At 40.5% G+C, this 13179-nt stretch carries 16 protein-coding genes and 1 pseudogene; 5 read left to right on the top strand and 12 right to left on the bottom strand.

Annotated elements, in window-relative coordinates; translation table 11 throughout:
- The first annotated feature begins 79 nt into the window (after positions 1-79).
- The 3 genes and pseudogenes from JN080_RS04845 to JN080_RS04835 form a co-directional block, all read left to right on the top strand.
- Positions 80-376, top strand: a complete 297-nt coding sequence (locus tag JN080_RS04845) for a hypothetical protein (RefSeq protein WP_256234792.1) — start codon at positions 80-82, stop codon at positions 374-376.
- Positions 370-534 carry a response regulator gene (locus tag JN080_RS04840; RefSeq protein WP_256234791.1) on the top strand — a complete coding sequence of 55 codons (165 nt, stop codon included), beginning with the start codon at positions 370-372 and terminating at the stop codon, positions 532-534. The genes JN080_RS04845 and JN080_RS04840 overlap by 7 nt, the downstream gene beginning before the upstream one ends.
- Positions 507-1226: pseudogene (locus JN080_RS04835) on the top strand (sensor histidine kinase); the annotation flags it as partial. The gene JN080_RS04840 and the pseudogene JN080_RS04835, both read left to right, overlap by 28 nt.
- Before the next feature lie 121 nt (positions 1227-1347).
- On the opposite strand, the gene JN080_RS04830 reads toward JN080_RS04835, so the two are convergent.
- Both JN080_RS04830 and JN080_RS04825 read right to left on the bottom strand, forming a co-directional pair.
- Positions 1348-1698 (bottom strand): VOC family protein, encoded by a 351-nt coding sequence (locus JN080_RS04830; protein WP_256234790.1) that lies wholly within the window; start codon positions 1696-1698, stop codon positions 1348-1350.
- Between the two features lie 116 nt (positions 1699-1814).
- Positions 1815-2750 carry a substrate-binding domain-containing protein gene (locus JN080_RS04825; RefSeq protein ID WP_256234789.1) on the bottom strand — a complete coding sequence of 312 codons (936 nt, stop codon included), beginning with the start codon at positions 2748-2750 and terminating at the stop codon, positions 1815-1817.
- Positions 2751-2903: 153 nt separating this feature from the next.
- Between JN080_RS04825 and modA the strand changes: the two genes are divergently transcribed.
- The gene (modA, locus tag JN080_RS04820) at positions 2904-3713 is read left to right on the top strand and encodes a molybdate ABC transporter substrate-binding protein (protein WP_256234788.1); all 810 of its coding nucleotides are present in this window, start codon (positions 2904-2906) and stop codon (positions 3711-3713) included.
- Positions 3714-3718: 5 nt separating this feature from the next.
- Positions 3719-4375, top strand: coding sequence for a molybdate ABC transporter permease subunit (modB, locus tag JN080_RS04815; RefSeq protein WP_256234787.1), 657 nt, complete (start codon positions 3719-3721; stop codon positions 4373-4375).
- Between the two features lie 369 nt (positions 4376-4744).
- Here modB and JN080_RS04810 read toward each other — a convergent pair whose 3' ends face one another.
- The 10 genes from JN080_RS04810 to JN080_RS04765 all read right to left on the bottom strand — a co-directional run bounded on the left by JN080_RS04810 (position 4745) and on the right by JN080_RS04765 (position 13166).
- Positions 4745-4903: a hypothetical protein gene (locus JN080_RS04810; RefSeq protein WP_256234786.1), complete on the bottom strand. Its 159-nt coding sequence runs from the start codon at positions 4901-4903 to the stop codon at positions 4745-4747.
- A 33-nt stretch (positions 4904-4936) separates the two neighbouring features.
- A complete protein-coding gene (locus tag JN080_RS04805; protein ID WP_256234785.1) occupies positions 4937-5182 on the bottom strand; it encodes a twin-arginine translocase TatA/TatE family subunit in 246 nt (81 codons plus the stop codon).
- 14 nt (positions 5183-5196) lie between these two features.
- Complete coding sequence (locus JN080_RS04800) at positions 5197-6120, bottom strand: 4Fe-4S dicluster domain-containing protein (RefSeq protein WP_256234784.1); 924 nt, start codon at positions 6118-6120, stop codon at positions 5197-5199.
- Positions 6121-6162: 42 nt separating this feature from the next.
- The gene (locus JN080_RS04795; RefSeq protein WP_256234783.1) at positions 6163-6996 is read right to left on the bottom strand and encodes a dimethyl sulfoxide reductase anchor subunit family protein; all 834 of its coding nucleotides are present in this window, start codon (positions 6994-6996) and stop codon (positions 6163-6165) included.
- A gap of 19 nt (positions 6997-7015) precedes the next feature.
- Positions 7016-7558, bottom strand: coding sequence for a DMSO/selenate family reductase complex B subunit (locus tag JN080_RS04790; protein ID WP_256234782.1), 543 nt, complete (start codon positions 7556-7558; stop codon positions 7016-7018).
- Between the two features lie 18 nt (positions 7559-7576).
- Positions 7577-10159: a molybdopterin-dependent oxidoreductase gene (locus JN080_RS04785; protein WP_256234781.1), complete on the bottom strand. Its 2583-nt coding sequence runs from the start codon at positions 10157-10159 to the stop codon at positions 7577-7579.
- A gap of 15 nt (positions 10160-10174) precedes the next feature.
- A complete protein-coding gene (locus JN080_RS04780; RefSeq protein ID WP_256234780.1) occupies positions 10175-10885 on the bottom strand; it encodes a TorD/DmsD family molecular chaperone in 711 nt (236 codons plus the stop codon).
- A 457-nt stretch (positions 10886-11342) separates the two neighbouring features.
- Positions 11343-11588 (bottom strand): twin-arginine translocase TatA/TatE family subunit, encoded by a 246-nt coding sequence (locus JN080_RS04775; RefSeq protein ID WP_256234779.1) that lies wholly within the window; start codon positions 11586-11588, stop codon positions 11343-11345.
- 181 nt (positions 11589-11769) lie between these two features.
- Positions 11770-12603 carry a dimethyl sulfoxide reductase anchor subunit family protein gene (locus JN080_RS04770; protein ID WP_256234778.1) on the bottom strand — a complete coding sequence of 278 codons (834 nt, stop codon included), beginning with the start codon at positions 12601-12603 and terminating at the stop codon, positions 11770-11772.
- 20 nt (positions 12604-12623) lie between these two features.
- Positions 12624-13166, bottom strand: coding sequence for a DMSO/selenate family reductase complex B subunit (locus JN080_RS04765; RefSeq protein WP_256234777.1), 543 nt, complete (start codon positions 13164-13166; stop codon positions 12624-12626).
- Between the last annotated feature and the right edge of the window lie 13 nt (positions 13167-13179).

Here is a 13179-nt window from a genome sequence, read left to right as displayed (position 1 = left end):
AAAATAAAAGCCCAAATGTGTAGTTGGTCTGAAGCGGATGAGGAAAAATTCATTTTAAATTCAGAAGTATACAGTTTTTTTGCACTCGATAAAGGGAACTTCGGGAACACTCGAACTTGGCGGTATTCACCAACTTGCTGGAAAATTGATGCTTCAAGTAGATGAAAAGAAGGAAAAATCCTGGAAAAGAAACGAGTTAAAACACTTTCTTACTGAATTAATCAGCCTTGTTTACAATTATGAGCATTTTAAGGATGCAGAGGAAACGAAGATTCAGCCTCGAGATGAAAATATCCCACTTATTCAAATTATTGATGATGATATTACTCTACTTATCCTTCTAAAGATTTCCTTGAAAGAAAAGGTTGGATGGTGATTACAAATTCCACCCCAGAAAACGCGATTTCTCAGTATTTTGATTTAAATCCCGATTGTGTCATCATTGATGTGAATCTACCAAATAAGAACGGATTTGAAGTAATCCGGGATATCCAAAAACATAGCAGGGTACGATCCTTGTTCATCGTGATATAACAAAAGACTTTGAAGTCGATCAAATGAAATCAGAATTGGTTAGCACCGTAAATCACGAATTAAGAACTCCGCTTTCCAGTATTCTCGGTTTTACTGAATTAATGTTAAATCGTGAATTAAAGACAGATCGGCAAAAAAAATATTTAGCCACGATCTTAAAGGAAACCAAACGCCTGACCGCCTTAATTAATGATTTCCTTGACGTTCAAAGGATGGAAGCTGGAAAACAGGATTACCATAACAAGGTGATCAAACTATTGCCAATTCTAAATCATACCATTGAGTCTCAACAAATAAATACTAGCAAGCACCAGATCATCCTTGAATCTGGTTCGCCAAGTCCAATGATTTTAGGAGATCAAGCCAAAATCGAACAGGTTTTTACCAACTTACTAAACAATGCCATTAAGTATTCTCCTAGTGGCGGGATCATTACAGTACAGGTATCGGAAGGAAATCACCAGGTAAAAATAGCCGTCAGCGACAATGGCTTAGGAATTCCAGAGGAGGCACTAGACAAAGTTTTTACGAAGTTTTACCGGGTGGATAACTCGGATCGAAGAAAAATTGGTGGTACCGGTCTTGGCTTATCTATCGTTCAAGAAATTGTGAAGGCCCATGGTGGTGAACTTACCGTCCAATCAACTTATGGGAAGGGCAGTACGTTTACAATCCTGTTTCCAGCTGTTATAGAAATGGATGGGATGAAGGAGACAATTCCTTTGCAGAGTGAAATAACAATAAACCTTGGTGATTAACTAAGGACAGCCCCCTCTCCTTTATCCATTCAAGGGAGAGGGGCTGATCCAGTTGTTATTTTACCTCTGCTAAATAAAGCGGATTACCATCAGGATCATTGAAAAAAGCTAACTTTGTGGATTTCTCATCAACGATCGGTGCAAAAACAATTCCTTTGGCTTGCAAGGCTTCAGCCGCTGCTGCAATATCTTCAACCTCAAAACCTATTGAGAGGCTGTCTGATTTCCCAGGCTGTGGTGTGTCTTCTCCAGCTGGATGGAGCCCGATGGTGAGACCCGGTGCTTCAACCTGTGCCCACTGACCCGGCACCTCGTATTGTAACTTCAACCCCAGCGTTCCCACATAAAACTCGACTGCCCTATGTAAATCGGACACCATTACTGTAACATTTCCGTTCTTAAACATGCATCTTCCTCCATTTCTGTGAAATGAGTAGGCCATTTCCTCTGTTTGTTATCATGATATCAGGTATTTTATTTTTCTTTTGCACCTTAAAAGAAAATCCTATAGATCAATCCTTTTTAATTAGTATCATAAATAATATTTCCTGTCTGAGTGGTATCATAATCCCCTAGTGAATTTACTTCTGACAGAAAGGACTCTGACGATAAAACCTGCTTTAGAACGCTGATAAGCTGCTCATTCCGGGAAGTTTTAAGAATAACCAGGTCGTACCGTTCTGTTATTAGTGGAACAAAATCGATCTCAACCATCTTAGCTGGTTTTTCAATTCCCACTCCAACATCGGCGCCCCCATTATAAACGGCTAAAGCCACACTTAAATGGCTCTGCTCCTCATTTTCATAACCTTTTATGTTTCTAGAAGGAATCCTGTTAATTCGAAGCTGCTCATCAAGTAAAATTCTTGCCCCGGATCCTTTTTCTCGATTAATAATTCGTACATGTTTCTGGCTTAAATCCGTCCACGCAGTAATATTTAACGGATTTCCTTTTTTCACGTAAAAACCCGCTTTTCTTGAAAGAAGATTGATCAAAATATATGGATAGCTCACTAAAATTTTCTTTACGTAAGGAAGATTATATTCTCCTGTATCACCGTCAAACATATGTAAGCTTACAATGTCACATTTTCCATTGTACATCGAAATAAGACTATTTAAACTTCCATTATAGGATCGTAATGTTTTAAAGGTGGAAACTTTCTCAATATGCTTCCCTAGTATGTCTAGAACCAGGTCCTGGCCACTAATAACAATGCTTTGTGGATCCTTTCCAACTGTACTAGGGAGCTTGGCAACGGGGACTTGGAATGAAGGACTCTGATTTGTCTTATGACTGCTTATATACTGATCAAAGTCATTTGCATCTATTCTCATTTGTCTTCCAACACGGATTACAGGAAGCTCTCCTTTTTTCACAAGGTCATATATGGTTAATTTTGACACCTTTAAAAGCTTCGACACTTCTTCAATTGTATAAGAAAGCTCCTTCGACATTTATATCCCTCCAGCTTGTATTTTAGCTTACTTTCCTTTAAAAGTATATTTAACATAGAAAATGTCAAAGTGATGATTTTCACTGTACCTATTGTTATGAATAGTTATAATAGGTTATATCTAATTATAATTAGTTTGGAAGGAAGATGTTGATTGAAGAAACAAGCTTTTTTATTTTTCTCACTTCTACTATTATTGCTTACGGCTGCTGGGTGCTCCACGAATGATCAAAGTAAAAAAGCAACTGAGAAAAAACAAGCTGTACCTGATAAGCAGGTGGAATTAACCATCTCGGCTGCGGCAAGCTTACAAAATGCATTAAATGACATTAAAGGGACTTTTGAAAAAGAACATCCTAATGTAAAAATAAGTTATAACTTTGGAGCCTCAGGTGCTTTACAACAACAAATTTTACAGGGAGCTCCAGTGGACCTTTTTTTCTCAGCTGGAGAAAATCAATTTCAACAACTGGTTCAAGAAGGTGTAATAGCTAAGAAGAATGGGACAGACCTTCTTGGTAATCAGCTCGTATTGGTTGTTCCAAAGGGAGCAAGTGCAGGAATTGATTCATTTGACAGTCTCACCAAGGCCGCGAAAATAGCCATTGGCACTCCTGAAGTAGTACCGGCAGGACAGTATGCGAAGGAAACGTTGCAAAACATAAACGTTTGGAATGCTATTGAAGGAAAAATCGTACCTGCCAAGGACGTACGTCAGGTTCTCACCTATGTTGAAACAGGAAATGTCGACGCCGGAATTGTCTATAAAACCGATGCCTTGATTTCTCCTAAGGTTAAAATTGTCGCAACAGCTAATGAAAATACGCACTCACCGATTATTTACCCAGTAGGTGTCATAGACAGCAGTTCCCATTTAAAGGAAGCACAATTATTCTACGACTATCTTCAAAATAAAAAATCGATCCAAACCTTTGAAAAGTATGGATTTAGTGGCCATAAATAAGGAAAATGCCAATGGACTTTTGGTCACCTCTAAAACTATCGGTTGAGATCGCAGCAGTCGCAGGATCGCTCGTTTTTATTTTTGGATTATTTTTAGGAAAGATAATGGCGAATCGGAATTTCAAAGGAAAAGTTGTGATTGAAACACTAATCCTGCTGCCTTTCGCCTTACCTCCAACAGTTGTTGGTTTTTTATTAATTATTTTATTAGGCAGGCAAAGCCCCATTGGGCATTTGATTGTAGGCATTTTTAAACAGCCTGTTATGTTTACATGGTGGGCGGCTGTAATTGCATCTGCAATTGTTGCATTTCCAATCATGTATCAATCCTCCAAGACAGGGTTTGAAGCGATCGATCGCGATATTGAGAATGCCGCCCGTGTTGATGGCGCAAGTGAATTCAAACTCTTTTATTTGGTTTCCATTCCTCTGTCCATTAAAGCAATTATTTCCGGCGGCATTTTGAGCGTTGCAAGAATATTAGGCGAGTTTGGAGCTACGATCATGTTTGCCGGGAATATCCCAGGGAAAACGCAAACCACACCGCTGGCTATTTATATGGCCATTGACGCAAACAATATGAATATCGCTTGGCTATGGGTGGGGAGCATGATTGCTATTTCATTTTTCATGTTAGTTTGTGTGCACCTCATGAAACAATAAGTGCCAGATAACAAAGCGAACCCGCAACTTTCCTAAAGTTTGCGGGTTCGCTTTGTTTCTATTGGCTTGGTTATTTCATATTATTGATATTTTATAAAAATATATAGCTTCATGATGGACAAAATCGTCTGATAGAACCAGGATACTGTCCTTCATCCGCTTTATGAAGGACAAAATCGTCGGATGGAACCAGGATACTGTCCTTCATCCGCTTTATGAAGGACAAAATCGTCTGATAGAACCAGGATACTGTCATTCATCCGCTTTATGAAGGACAAAATCGTCTGATGGAACCAGGATACTGTCCTTCATCCGCTTCATGAAGGACAAAATCGTCGGATGGAACCAGGATACTGTCCTTCATCCGCTTCATGAAGGACAAAATCGTCGGATGGAACCAGGATACTGTCCTTCATCCGCTTCATGAAGGACAAAATCGTCGGATGGAACCAGAAAACTGTCCTTCATCCGCTTTCGCTTTCGTAATTCTTCTAAATGATCAACTAATCGCAATTCTTTATCTGTCATGTTCATCCCTGCTTATATAGGGAATTTTTACCGTCAATTAGATTTTGTGTCTTTTTCCAATGTTACAGCTTCAACAATCGTTTCTTTGTCTTCTTCTAATTTTACTGCTTCAACAATCGTTTCTTTTTCTTCTTCAATCAAGCCTTGAGTTGAGCGTTTGAATTCCCTCAACGTTTGCCCGGCAGCACGGCCAAGCTCTGGCAGCTTTTTAGGGCCAAAGATAATTAGGGCAAGAACTAAAATCATAATTAAACCGGGAACTCCAATATTTGAAAACATCGACATTCACTCCTTTAAATTCTTGATTCGTGTGTGGATAGAAATCCTTCTCGTTTTGTACATGCGACACATTTGTCATCATCATGCTCTCGCACTGTTTGATATGGCTGCTGACAAACACTGCAGGTCTTTTTAAAAATAGGATAATGGACTTCATGTGCCCGTGAAATTTGATCCTCAATCGAAATTGCCTGCTCCGGACAAATATCCGAACAGAGCTGACACGACGAACAAGCTTGTGCTGTAATCGAAAAACTTGTCTCCGAAATGGTCAAACAGTTTTTCCCGCACAGACGCTCACAGGCCTTGCATAATGTGCATGAAGCTGTATCTACAGATATAGTTGTAAATTGAAAAGCGGGATAATACTTTGCCACATCCAGGTGTGTGTGGTTAAAGCGCCACTTTGCAGGAGCCGCTTGCTTCGCGAACGTTTGACCCTCCTTATTCCAAAGTGAAAAAAGCTCGCGGCGGGAATAAATTTTTTCTGCTTTTTCAAAAGGTGCAGTCGAAACAGAAATCGCTTCTTCCCCAAGCTGATCCAGCATCTTATTTGCCTTTTCAAGCACTTGTTTCCCGCCCTCGAGCACAGTAGGATCTTCACTGATGATTTCTCTGACCCCTTTTTTGTAAAGTACAAGCAGTTCCTTAACGGTAGGAAAGTCCTCCGTTGCCAGCACCAGTTGATTTTGAACCACCGTTCTTTTTGGAAAAATTCCTGCCACTGCTTGAACGGGACAGACTGACATGCACTTCCCACATTCCACACAGCGTTCGCGCGCAATAACTGGGACATGATTCACGAAAGTGACTGCTTCGTTCTCACAAACATCCAAACATTTTTGACAAGTGGAACGCGGACTTTTATACCGAGTACAGTCTGTTAAAATTTCCATTTGATAATCAAGACTCTCGATCCATTTACCCAATAAGCTCAACGAAACCACCTCCCTAAACCTGCGGTTGATTATTTACTAACATTACGCTCCCATAACATAAAACAAATACCGGCTCATCACTTCGGCAATCAAAAAGATCGCGAAAGCTGCATACACAAGGAAATCATTTACTTTTTTCAGTGATGCCATGGCCAAAAATCCCAGTAAGGCTAGTCCTGCAACCTCCAGCGCCCAGCGAATGGCAATCATTTCCCCGTAAGCAGAGAGACTGGCGACTGCTGTCGTTCCACTGATCAATTGCATGGCCGGTGTTGATACAGCTAAAATAGCTGTGCCAATTACCTGTATACCAATACCAAAAATAGTAATCGCAAATGCCCTTTTGACAATGTTTTTAAACATTTCAGGATGTAACGTTGTACTCATCAGGCTTGCGGCAAGAACGGGGCCGAGTGTAAATACTACCCCATAAAGGACAAGATAGGTATTAATGTTTTCCCAACCGTTGATCCGAGTTGCTGTATAAATGCTTGCCATACAAAAAACATCCATGAGTCCCACTAGTCCTGTTACGAGCATAAGCAGCCGATTCGTTTTCTTTTGCAGAATGGCTAACCCTGCCGTGATAAATGCCAATCCGATGAAAGCGCCGGTAAAGACAATTTCATTGCTCATCCATGACCGGCCAAAGCCTAAAATCGTATAAAATGCATGTGTTGGTTTCCCAAGGTGAAAAAATGCGCCAAATAATCCAATAATGGAAAATCCCGCAAGTACCAGCAATGGAAGCTTCATTACGTTAAATGGATCCTGGCCGCTGCTGGCAATTTTTTTATGCAACAATGCCAAAAATAAGAAGCCGCCAATCGCTGCCGGAACACAAATGGTTAAGATCAATAATGCCCATTCATGCATGTATGTCCCTCCCTTCAATTTAATTATTTTTTCCAATAATGACCAAATTTGGTTTCGTGATCGAGGAGCTCGGCAGACCTTTTATATCAGCCTGATGGCCATATTTCTTCCGTAATTCATCGATTGGTCCAAACGAAATCGCACGTAATGGACAAGAAGCCACACAAGCAGGATCCTCTCCGTTCGCTCTCAATGTCAAACAAGTATCACATTTTGTCATCATTCCAAGCTCTTCATTGAATTGCGGCGCTCCGTAGGGACAATTCCAAACGCAATATTTGCACCCAACGCATTTATCATGATCGACAACCACGACTCCGTCTTCCTTGCGCTTATGCATCGCACCTGTCGGACAGCCTTTTACGCATCCCGGCTCATCACAATGGTTGCATGAAATGGAAAGATGGTAAATAGATGGTCTCGGAAAGGTTCCTTCTTCAAAATCATAAACACGCCTGAAATCTCTATCTACATCCAGATTATTAGTATCTTTACATGCCACAACACAAGTTTTACAGCCAATGCATTTCCGCAAATCAATGCAAAATCCCATTTGTACCATAATACGCTGCACCTCCTCTTAGTTAAATTTTATAATTCGCTGTTCCCATTTGTAATCTTCTTTTAACGGAGCACCTGTCCATTTTTCAACGTTACAAACAACGGTATTAAAACCTTCTACGCCTAGGCCCGTTGTAATCTGGGCAGTTAACATATTATCTGCACCTGCTTGATCAATGCCGTTCTGTTCATTAATCTGCACCCATGCTCCATGCGGCATGGCGACAACACCCGGCCTGATTGTTTCGGTTGTGTAGGCAGGACGAAGTGTTTTTCCATATGCATTGGACAATAAAACTGTATCGCCTGTTTTAATATTCAATTTATCCGCATCTGTTTTATTCAAATAAACAGGATTCGGCCAAGCCTTACGAAGGTTCGGGATATTATCAAAGGTGCTATGGGCACGCCTTAGATAATGAGGAGTGATCACTTGGAATGGATAGTTTCCTTTTATCCTCTTCTCCCAGTTTTGGTAGGTAGCCTCATATCCATTTACCTTTGGAACATACTTTGGAATTGGCGCAACTTCAGAGTATAAGCCTTTTGATTCCTCTGCCAATGCTTTACAGTAAATTTCAAATTTTCCACTTGCTGAGGGAAGCGGATTTGCTTTTGGATTTTCGATAAACTGCTGATAAGCAATATACCCAAGCTGATCTCCTTGCTTTCTTTTCACCTGATAGATTCCACGATTGATGAATTCATTCAAGGCGATTCTTCCTTTTTGAGGAGTTCCATCTACGCCCCAGTCTTTCAATTCCTTAGCCGTAATGGTTACTAACGGTTCATAATCGACACCATTTTCTTTAACCACCGTAGCTCCAGCTAACGCATTGAAAAATTGCTGCTTTTCACTGATCGGATAAACCTTCTTTGGATCAAGTCCCAACCGCTTCATCAGCTCTGTGGCAACCCACTGGTCACTTTTAGCTTCGAACATTGGTTCAATGATTTTTGTAAAAGCAATTAAGATTTCACGATTTCCGGATAACACTCCGCCTTCACGTTCCCATTGAGTGGTAATCGGCAAAACAATATCAGCATATTTAGAACTGGTTGTGAGCACATAGGAATTTGAAACCACGAACTCAACCTTTCTTATTGCTTCAAGCCCTTGTTTGATGCCAAGCATGCCGTTCAGGGCTTGTTGTTCATGGTAAACCATTTGGATGTTAATTGGCTTTTCTCCCTTACCCGGCTCTAAATATTTCCCGTCTGTGATCGCTTTGAAAATCTGTGCTGTACTAATGGAAATAGTAACAGGATTCTCAATCACAGGTAAGCCATCACTGCCGCCAACAACTAAACTTGGGCCTCCGTTTGCTGCCAATGCATGGACAGATATACCTGTCATCCGCCCTGGCCTGCCAATATGTCCGGTCATAAATCCAAGCGTATTAAAGGCTTGGACAAATGAGTCCCCATTATTAATACGGGCCGGCGCCCATCCGCAAAGAATGGCTGCCCGTTTTGTCCCGCCAATTAATTGGGCCAGTTCCCGGATCGTTTGTGCTTCGACACCACAAATTTCAGCCGCCCATTCGGGTGTTTTTGGCTGATGATCATAGGTTCCAAGTAAATAATCTTTAAAATTATCCTTTGGATCTGCTCCAGCTGGCATATGATCTTTGTCAAAGCCAACCGTACAACGATACAAAACATCCCAATCAATTAATGGATTTAAGATGGGATCATCCTTTTCCAGTAATGCGTTCATAATCGCGAGAAGCAGGGCATCATCTGTACCCGGACGCACAGGGATCCAATCGGCATCGAAAATCCCGTTTGAATCTGTATAGATCGGATTCACTGTAATAAACTTTGCTCCGGCTTTTTTTGCATTCAAGAAATTGAGCACGGGGGTCCCTGGTGATGACCAGGATGGATTGTTTCCCCACAGAACAATCAGCTGCGAATTTACTAAATCCAACTTATCATTCACACTGGTTAGTTCCCAACCATCTGCCATTCCCAGAAGGGGGGCTGTTTTATAAAATGCACCATAGGAAGCTGTCCGCCAATCTGTTACACATCCGCCGGCCATCGAAAGCATTTTCACGTGTTCTCCCCATCCATCATAGCCGCTTGCCCAAATTGATTCATTTCCATATTTCTTTGAAATTCGCTTGATTTCACTGGCAACGGTGTTTAAGGCTTCATCCCATGAAATACGAACCCATTGGTCTTTTCCCCGTAATTCCTTCTTCCCTCCGCCTACTTGCCAATTCTTCCGTTTCATTGGATATTTCAGGCGATCCGCGCCAAACACTTGTTGACGCTGCGAGCGGCCTCGTAAACAGCCTCTTTGCTGCGGAAAATCAACGCTGTCCTCATGCGTATCATCCGTTTTTTGCCGAATGACTCCGCCATCTTTCACTAAGACTTTGTTTAAACAGCGGCCGCCGCAATCATGCCAGCATGCAGCTGTTTTCCATACACCTTCGGAATCGGCAGCCTGGCTATTTCCATTCGCTTGCGCATGAGCAACCAGCCCTCTTGTTACGGGAATCGCCGCAACTGCAGCCGTTGCCGCTGTCCAGCCAATGAAAGATCTTCTGGTCAGTTTAAAATCTTGTATTTTTTTGATTAAATCGATCATTTCAAGTACCTCCTTTTATAAAATTTCTATGCTCGCAAGTTCCTGAAGAACTTCTGAATCAATTTGTAAGTATGCTTGTAAAATTTTAGCTAAGCCTTTATAGAATCCAGTGTCGGCATTCGTTGCGATCCTATTTGCTAGTTCTGAAACAAATTGAAGGAGATGATCCTGCAAAAATTTATTTTGGTCGGCCAATAAACGTTTAAGTTCATTTTGGCCCCTTTGGTCGGGAGTATTTGCAATTTCCAAACACTGCTCATTTAAGTGGTAAAGAAAATCAAGCTCCAAGCCAATATGGTCATCTGCTTCGAAATTAAAGTCACGGACAAAGATCCCATATGTCTGATAATAATTGCGTACATTTATCGTAGTCTCTTGAAATAAAAGACTATCTTTTCTTACATAATAGGACTCCCACGGAGGAGCCGGCAGCTCGTAAGGTCCAATAAACAATTTCGTATAATCCCAATGTAAATCTTGATAGTGTTGTTCAACATGAACGACATCATGAGTAGATAGGTACGTCTTTATATCTTGAATTCCGTCCTGAATTCCTGCTGAATCCTCTTTAAACGGAAAAAAGTCGATCATGTTTTTCTGAACAAATTGCTGTAAATATTCCTTGGATGGCTCTTCAACAAAAAATCTTCTTAGAATATCATAGGCATATTGCCTCGCATAAAAAATATTCACTGCCTCTATCGCTGGAATAGCCGTGGTGGTCATTTTCATTCCTCATTTCAATCAAGATTAGTAGAGTCTTTTCCTGCGAAAACATCGAAATGGATAACTCGATGGATTCTTTAGAGACTTTTTTATATTATGTTCACGATTTCGATAGGAGTTAATCTTTTTCATCTTTTCAATGTGATTATGTTCACAAAATTGTATAACTCATTATAAACAATTTAGTAGCGGATATTTTCTTGCGATAATTGTTTTCACATTTTCTTAATAATTAAGTTACTAATTTGTGATAGTTGACAACAATTATCAATTGCCTCTTGTGATTTCCGAAGCTAGTTCGTTTCCTAAACTGGATTATTTTTCCCCTTTGTAAGAAGTTTGTGTGCACGTCATGAAACGTTAATTATTGACGCAAAAAAGCGAACCCGCAACACTCCTAGAGTTTGCGGGTTCGCTTTTTTTCTATTTTATCCCTTCCTGCGGGAAATTCTCACCATCAATTAGATTTTGGTTCGTTTTCTAATTTTACAGCTTCGGCAATCGTTTCATTTTCTTTTTCTAATTTTACAGCTTCAACAATCGTTTCTTTTTCGTCCTCAATCAAGCCTTGAGTTGAACGTTTAAATTCCCTTAACGTTTGCCCCGCAGCACGACCAAGCTCTGGCAGCTTTTTAGGGCCAAAGATAATCAGGGCCAATATGATAATCAGAATTAAACCAGGTACTCCGATATTAGATAACATCGACATTCACTCCTTTAAATTTTTTATTCATGGGCGCAGCAGAGTCTTTACGAATGATTTCTCTGACCCATCTTTCTAAAACTCCATTGCTTCCACATCACTCGCAAGATTTGAACGATTTTTTACAAAAGGAAAGCAAAATCTTCACTTCCTTTTTGCAAAAGCAACACATTGCTTTCACTTAGGCGCCCATAACATAGAATGCATATCGGCTCATTACTTCGCCGATTATTAAAACGGCAACCGCTGCATAGATAAGTGCATAGTTTACTTTTTTCACTGAAGCGATTGCTAAGAATCCGAGCAGTACAAGCCCTGCTACTTCAAGTACCCAGCGGAATGTAATCATCGTACTGTATCCTGACAGACTCTCAATTGCAGCTGCTCCATTAATCATTTCAATTTCCGCATTTGATACAGAGAATACTGCTGTACCGATTACTTGAATGCCAATGCCAAATACGGTAATCGCGAATGCCCATTTGATAATGCTTTTTAATAGATCGCCTTTAAGGGCTGTACTCATTAAGCTTGCAGCAAGGACTGGACCAAGTGTGAATACTGTTCCAAAAAAGACAAGATACGTATTCACATTATCCCATCCATTTACCCGTGTAGCTGTGTAAATACTAGCCATACAATAAACAGCAATTAAACCAACGATACCGGTTACCATCATAAAGATTGGATTAGTTTTCTTTTGTACTATTACCAGTGCAGCTGTAATTACTGCTAATCCAATAAAAGCACCCGTAAACACAATTTCATTGCTCATCCAAGAACGGCCGAAGCCTAAAATCGTATAAATTGCATGTGCTGGTGTTCCCAAATGGAAGAAAGAAGCAAACAATCCAACGATTGATAAAACAGCTAAAGTCAGTACCGGAAGTTTCATAGCTTTATAAGAATCCTGATCTGCTTTTGCAATTTTGTTATGGAAGAGTCCTAGAAATAGGAATCCTCCAACTGCTGCGGGGACACAAACCGTCATAATTAATAATGCCCATTCATGCATGTCATTCCCTCCCTTTCATTTTAATTATTTTTAACACCAATAACTAGATTTGGTTTGGTGATTGAAGAACTTGGAATACCTTTAATATCCGCATTTTTACCATATTTCTTGCGTAATTCATCGATTGGGCCAAATTTAATGGCACGCATAATACAAGATGTCACACATACCGGCTCTTCCCTGTTTTCACGGAGATCAAGACATGTATCACATTTCGTCATTTTCCCAGTTTCCTTATTATATTGTGGGGCGCCGTAAGGACAGTTCCACACACAATACTTACAGCCTGCACATTTATCCTGGTCAACGACTACCACACCGTCTTCAGTCCTTTTGTGCATAGCACCTGTAGGACAGCCTTGCACACAAGCAGGCTGATCACAGTGATTACAAGAAATCGAGACATGACAAATTGACGGTTTCGGAAAACTTCCTTCTACAAAATCATAGACTCTCCGAAAATTTCTTCCTACTTCTAAATCATTTTTATCTTTACATGCAATTGTGCAGGTTTTACAGCCGACACATTCAGCCACATTTATATAAAATCCCAATTGCGTCATGATTTACGTCCTC

This window comes from Bacillus sp. EB600, from assembly GCF_024494385.1.
GTDB lineage: Bacteria > Bacillota > Bacilli > Bacillales > Cytobacillaceae > JAEVLT01.
This window is presented reverse-complemented; position numbering and strand designations above follow the sequence as displayed.

Coding starts and splice junctions, on each gene's coding strand:
- JN080_RS04840 (WP_256234791.1), top strand. CDS start 370: ATGGTGATTACAAATTCCACCCCAGAAAACGCGATTTCTCAGTATTTT.
- JN080_RS04830 (WP_256234790.1), bottom strand. CDS start 1,698: ATGTTTAAGAACGGAAATGTTACAGTAATGGTGTCCGATTTACATAGG.
- JN080_RS04825 (WP_256234789.1), bottom strand. CDS start 2,750: ATGTCGAAGGAGCTTTCTTATACAATTGAAGAAGTGTCGAAGCTTTTA.
- modB (WP_256234787.1), top strand. CDS start 3,719: ATGCCAATGGACTTTTGGTCACCTCTAAAACTATCGGTTGAGATCGCA.
- JN080_RS04810 (WP_256234786.1), bottom strand. CDS start 4,903: ATGACAGATAAAGAATTGCGATTAGTTGATCATTTAGAAGAATTACGA.
- JN080_RS04805 (WP_256234785.1), bottom strand. CDS start 5,182: ATGTTTTCAAATATTGGAGTTCCCGGTTTAATTATGATTTTAGTTCTT.
- JN080_RS04795 (WP_256234783.1), bottom strand. CDS start 6,996: ATGCATGAATGGGCATTATTGATCTTAACCATTTGTGTTCCGGCAGCG.
- JN080_RS04790 (WP_256234782.1), bottom strand. CDS start 7,558: ATGGTACAAATGGGATTTTGCATTGATTTGCGGAAATGCATTGGCTGT.
- JN080_RS04785 (WP_256234781.1), bottom strand. CDS start 10,159: ATGATCGATTTAATCAAAAAAATACAAGATTTTAAACTGACCAGAAGA.
- JN080_RS04780 (WP_256234780.1), bottom strand. CDS start 10,885: ATGACCACCACGGCTATTCCAGCGATAGAGGCAGTGAATATTTTTTAT.
- JN080_RS04775 (WP_256234779.1), bottom strand. CDS start 11,588: ATGTTATCTAATATCGGAGTACCTGGTTTAATTCTGATTATCATATTG.
- JN080_RS04770 (WP_256234778.1), bottom strand. CDS start 12,603: ATGCATGAATGGGCATTATTAATTATGACGGTTTGTGTCCCCGCAGCA.
- JN080_RS04765 (WP_256234777.1), bottom strand. CDS start 13,166: ATGACGCAATTGGGATTTTATATAAATGTGGCTGAATGTGTCGGCTGT.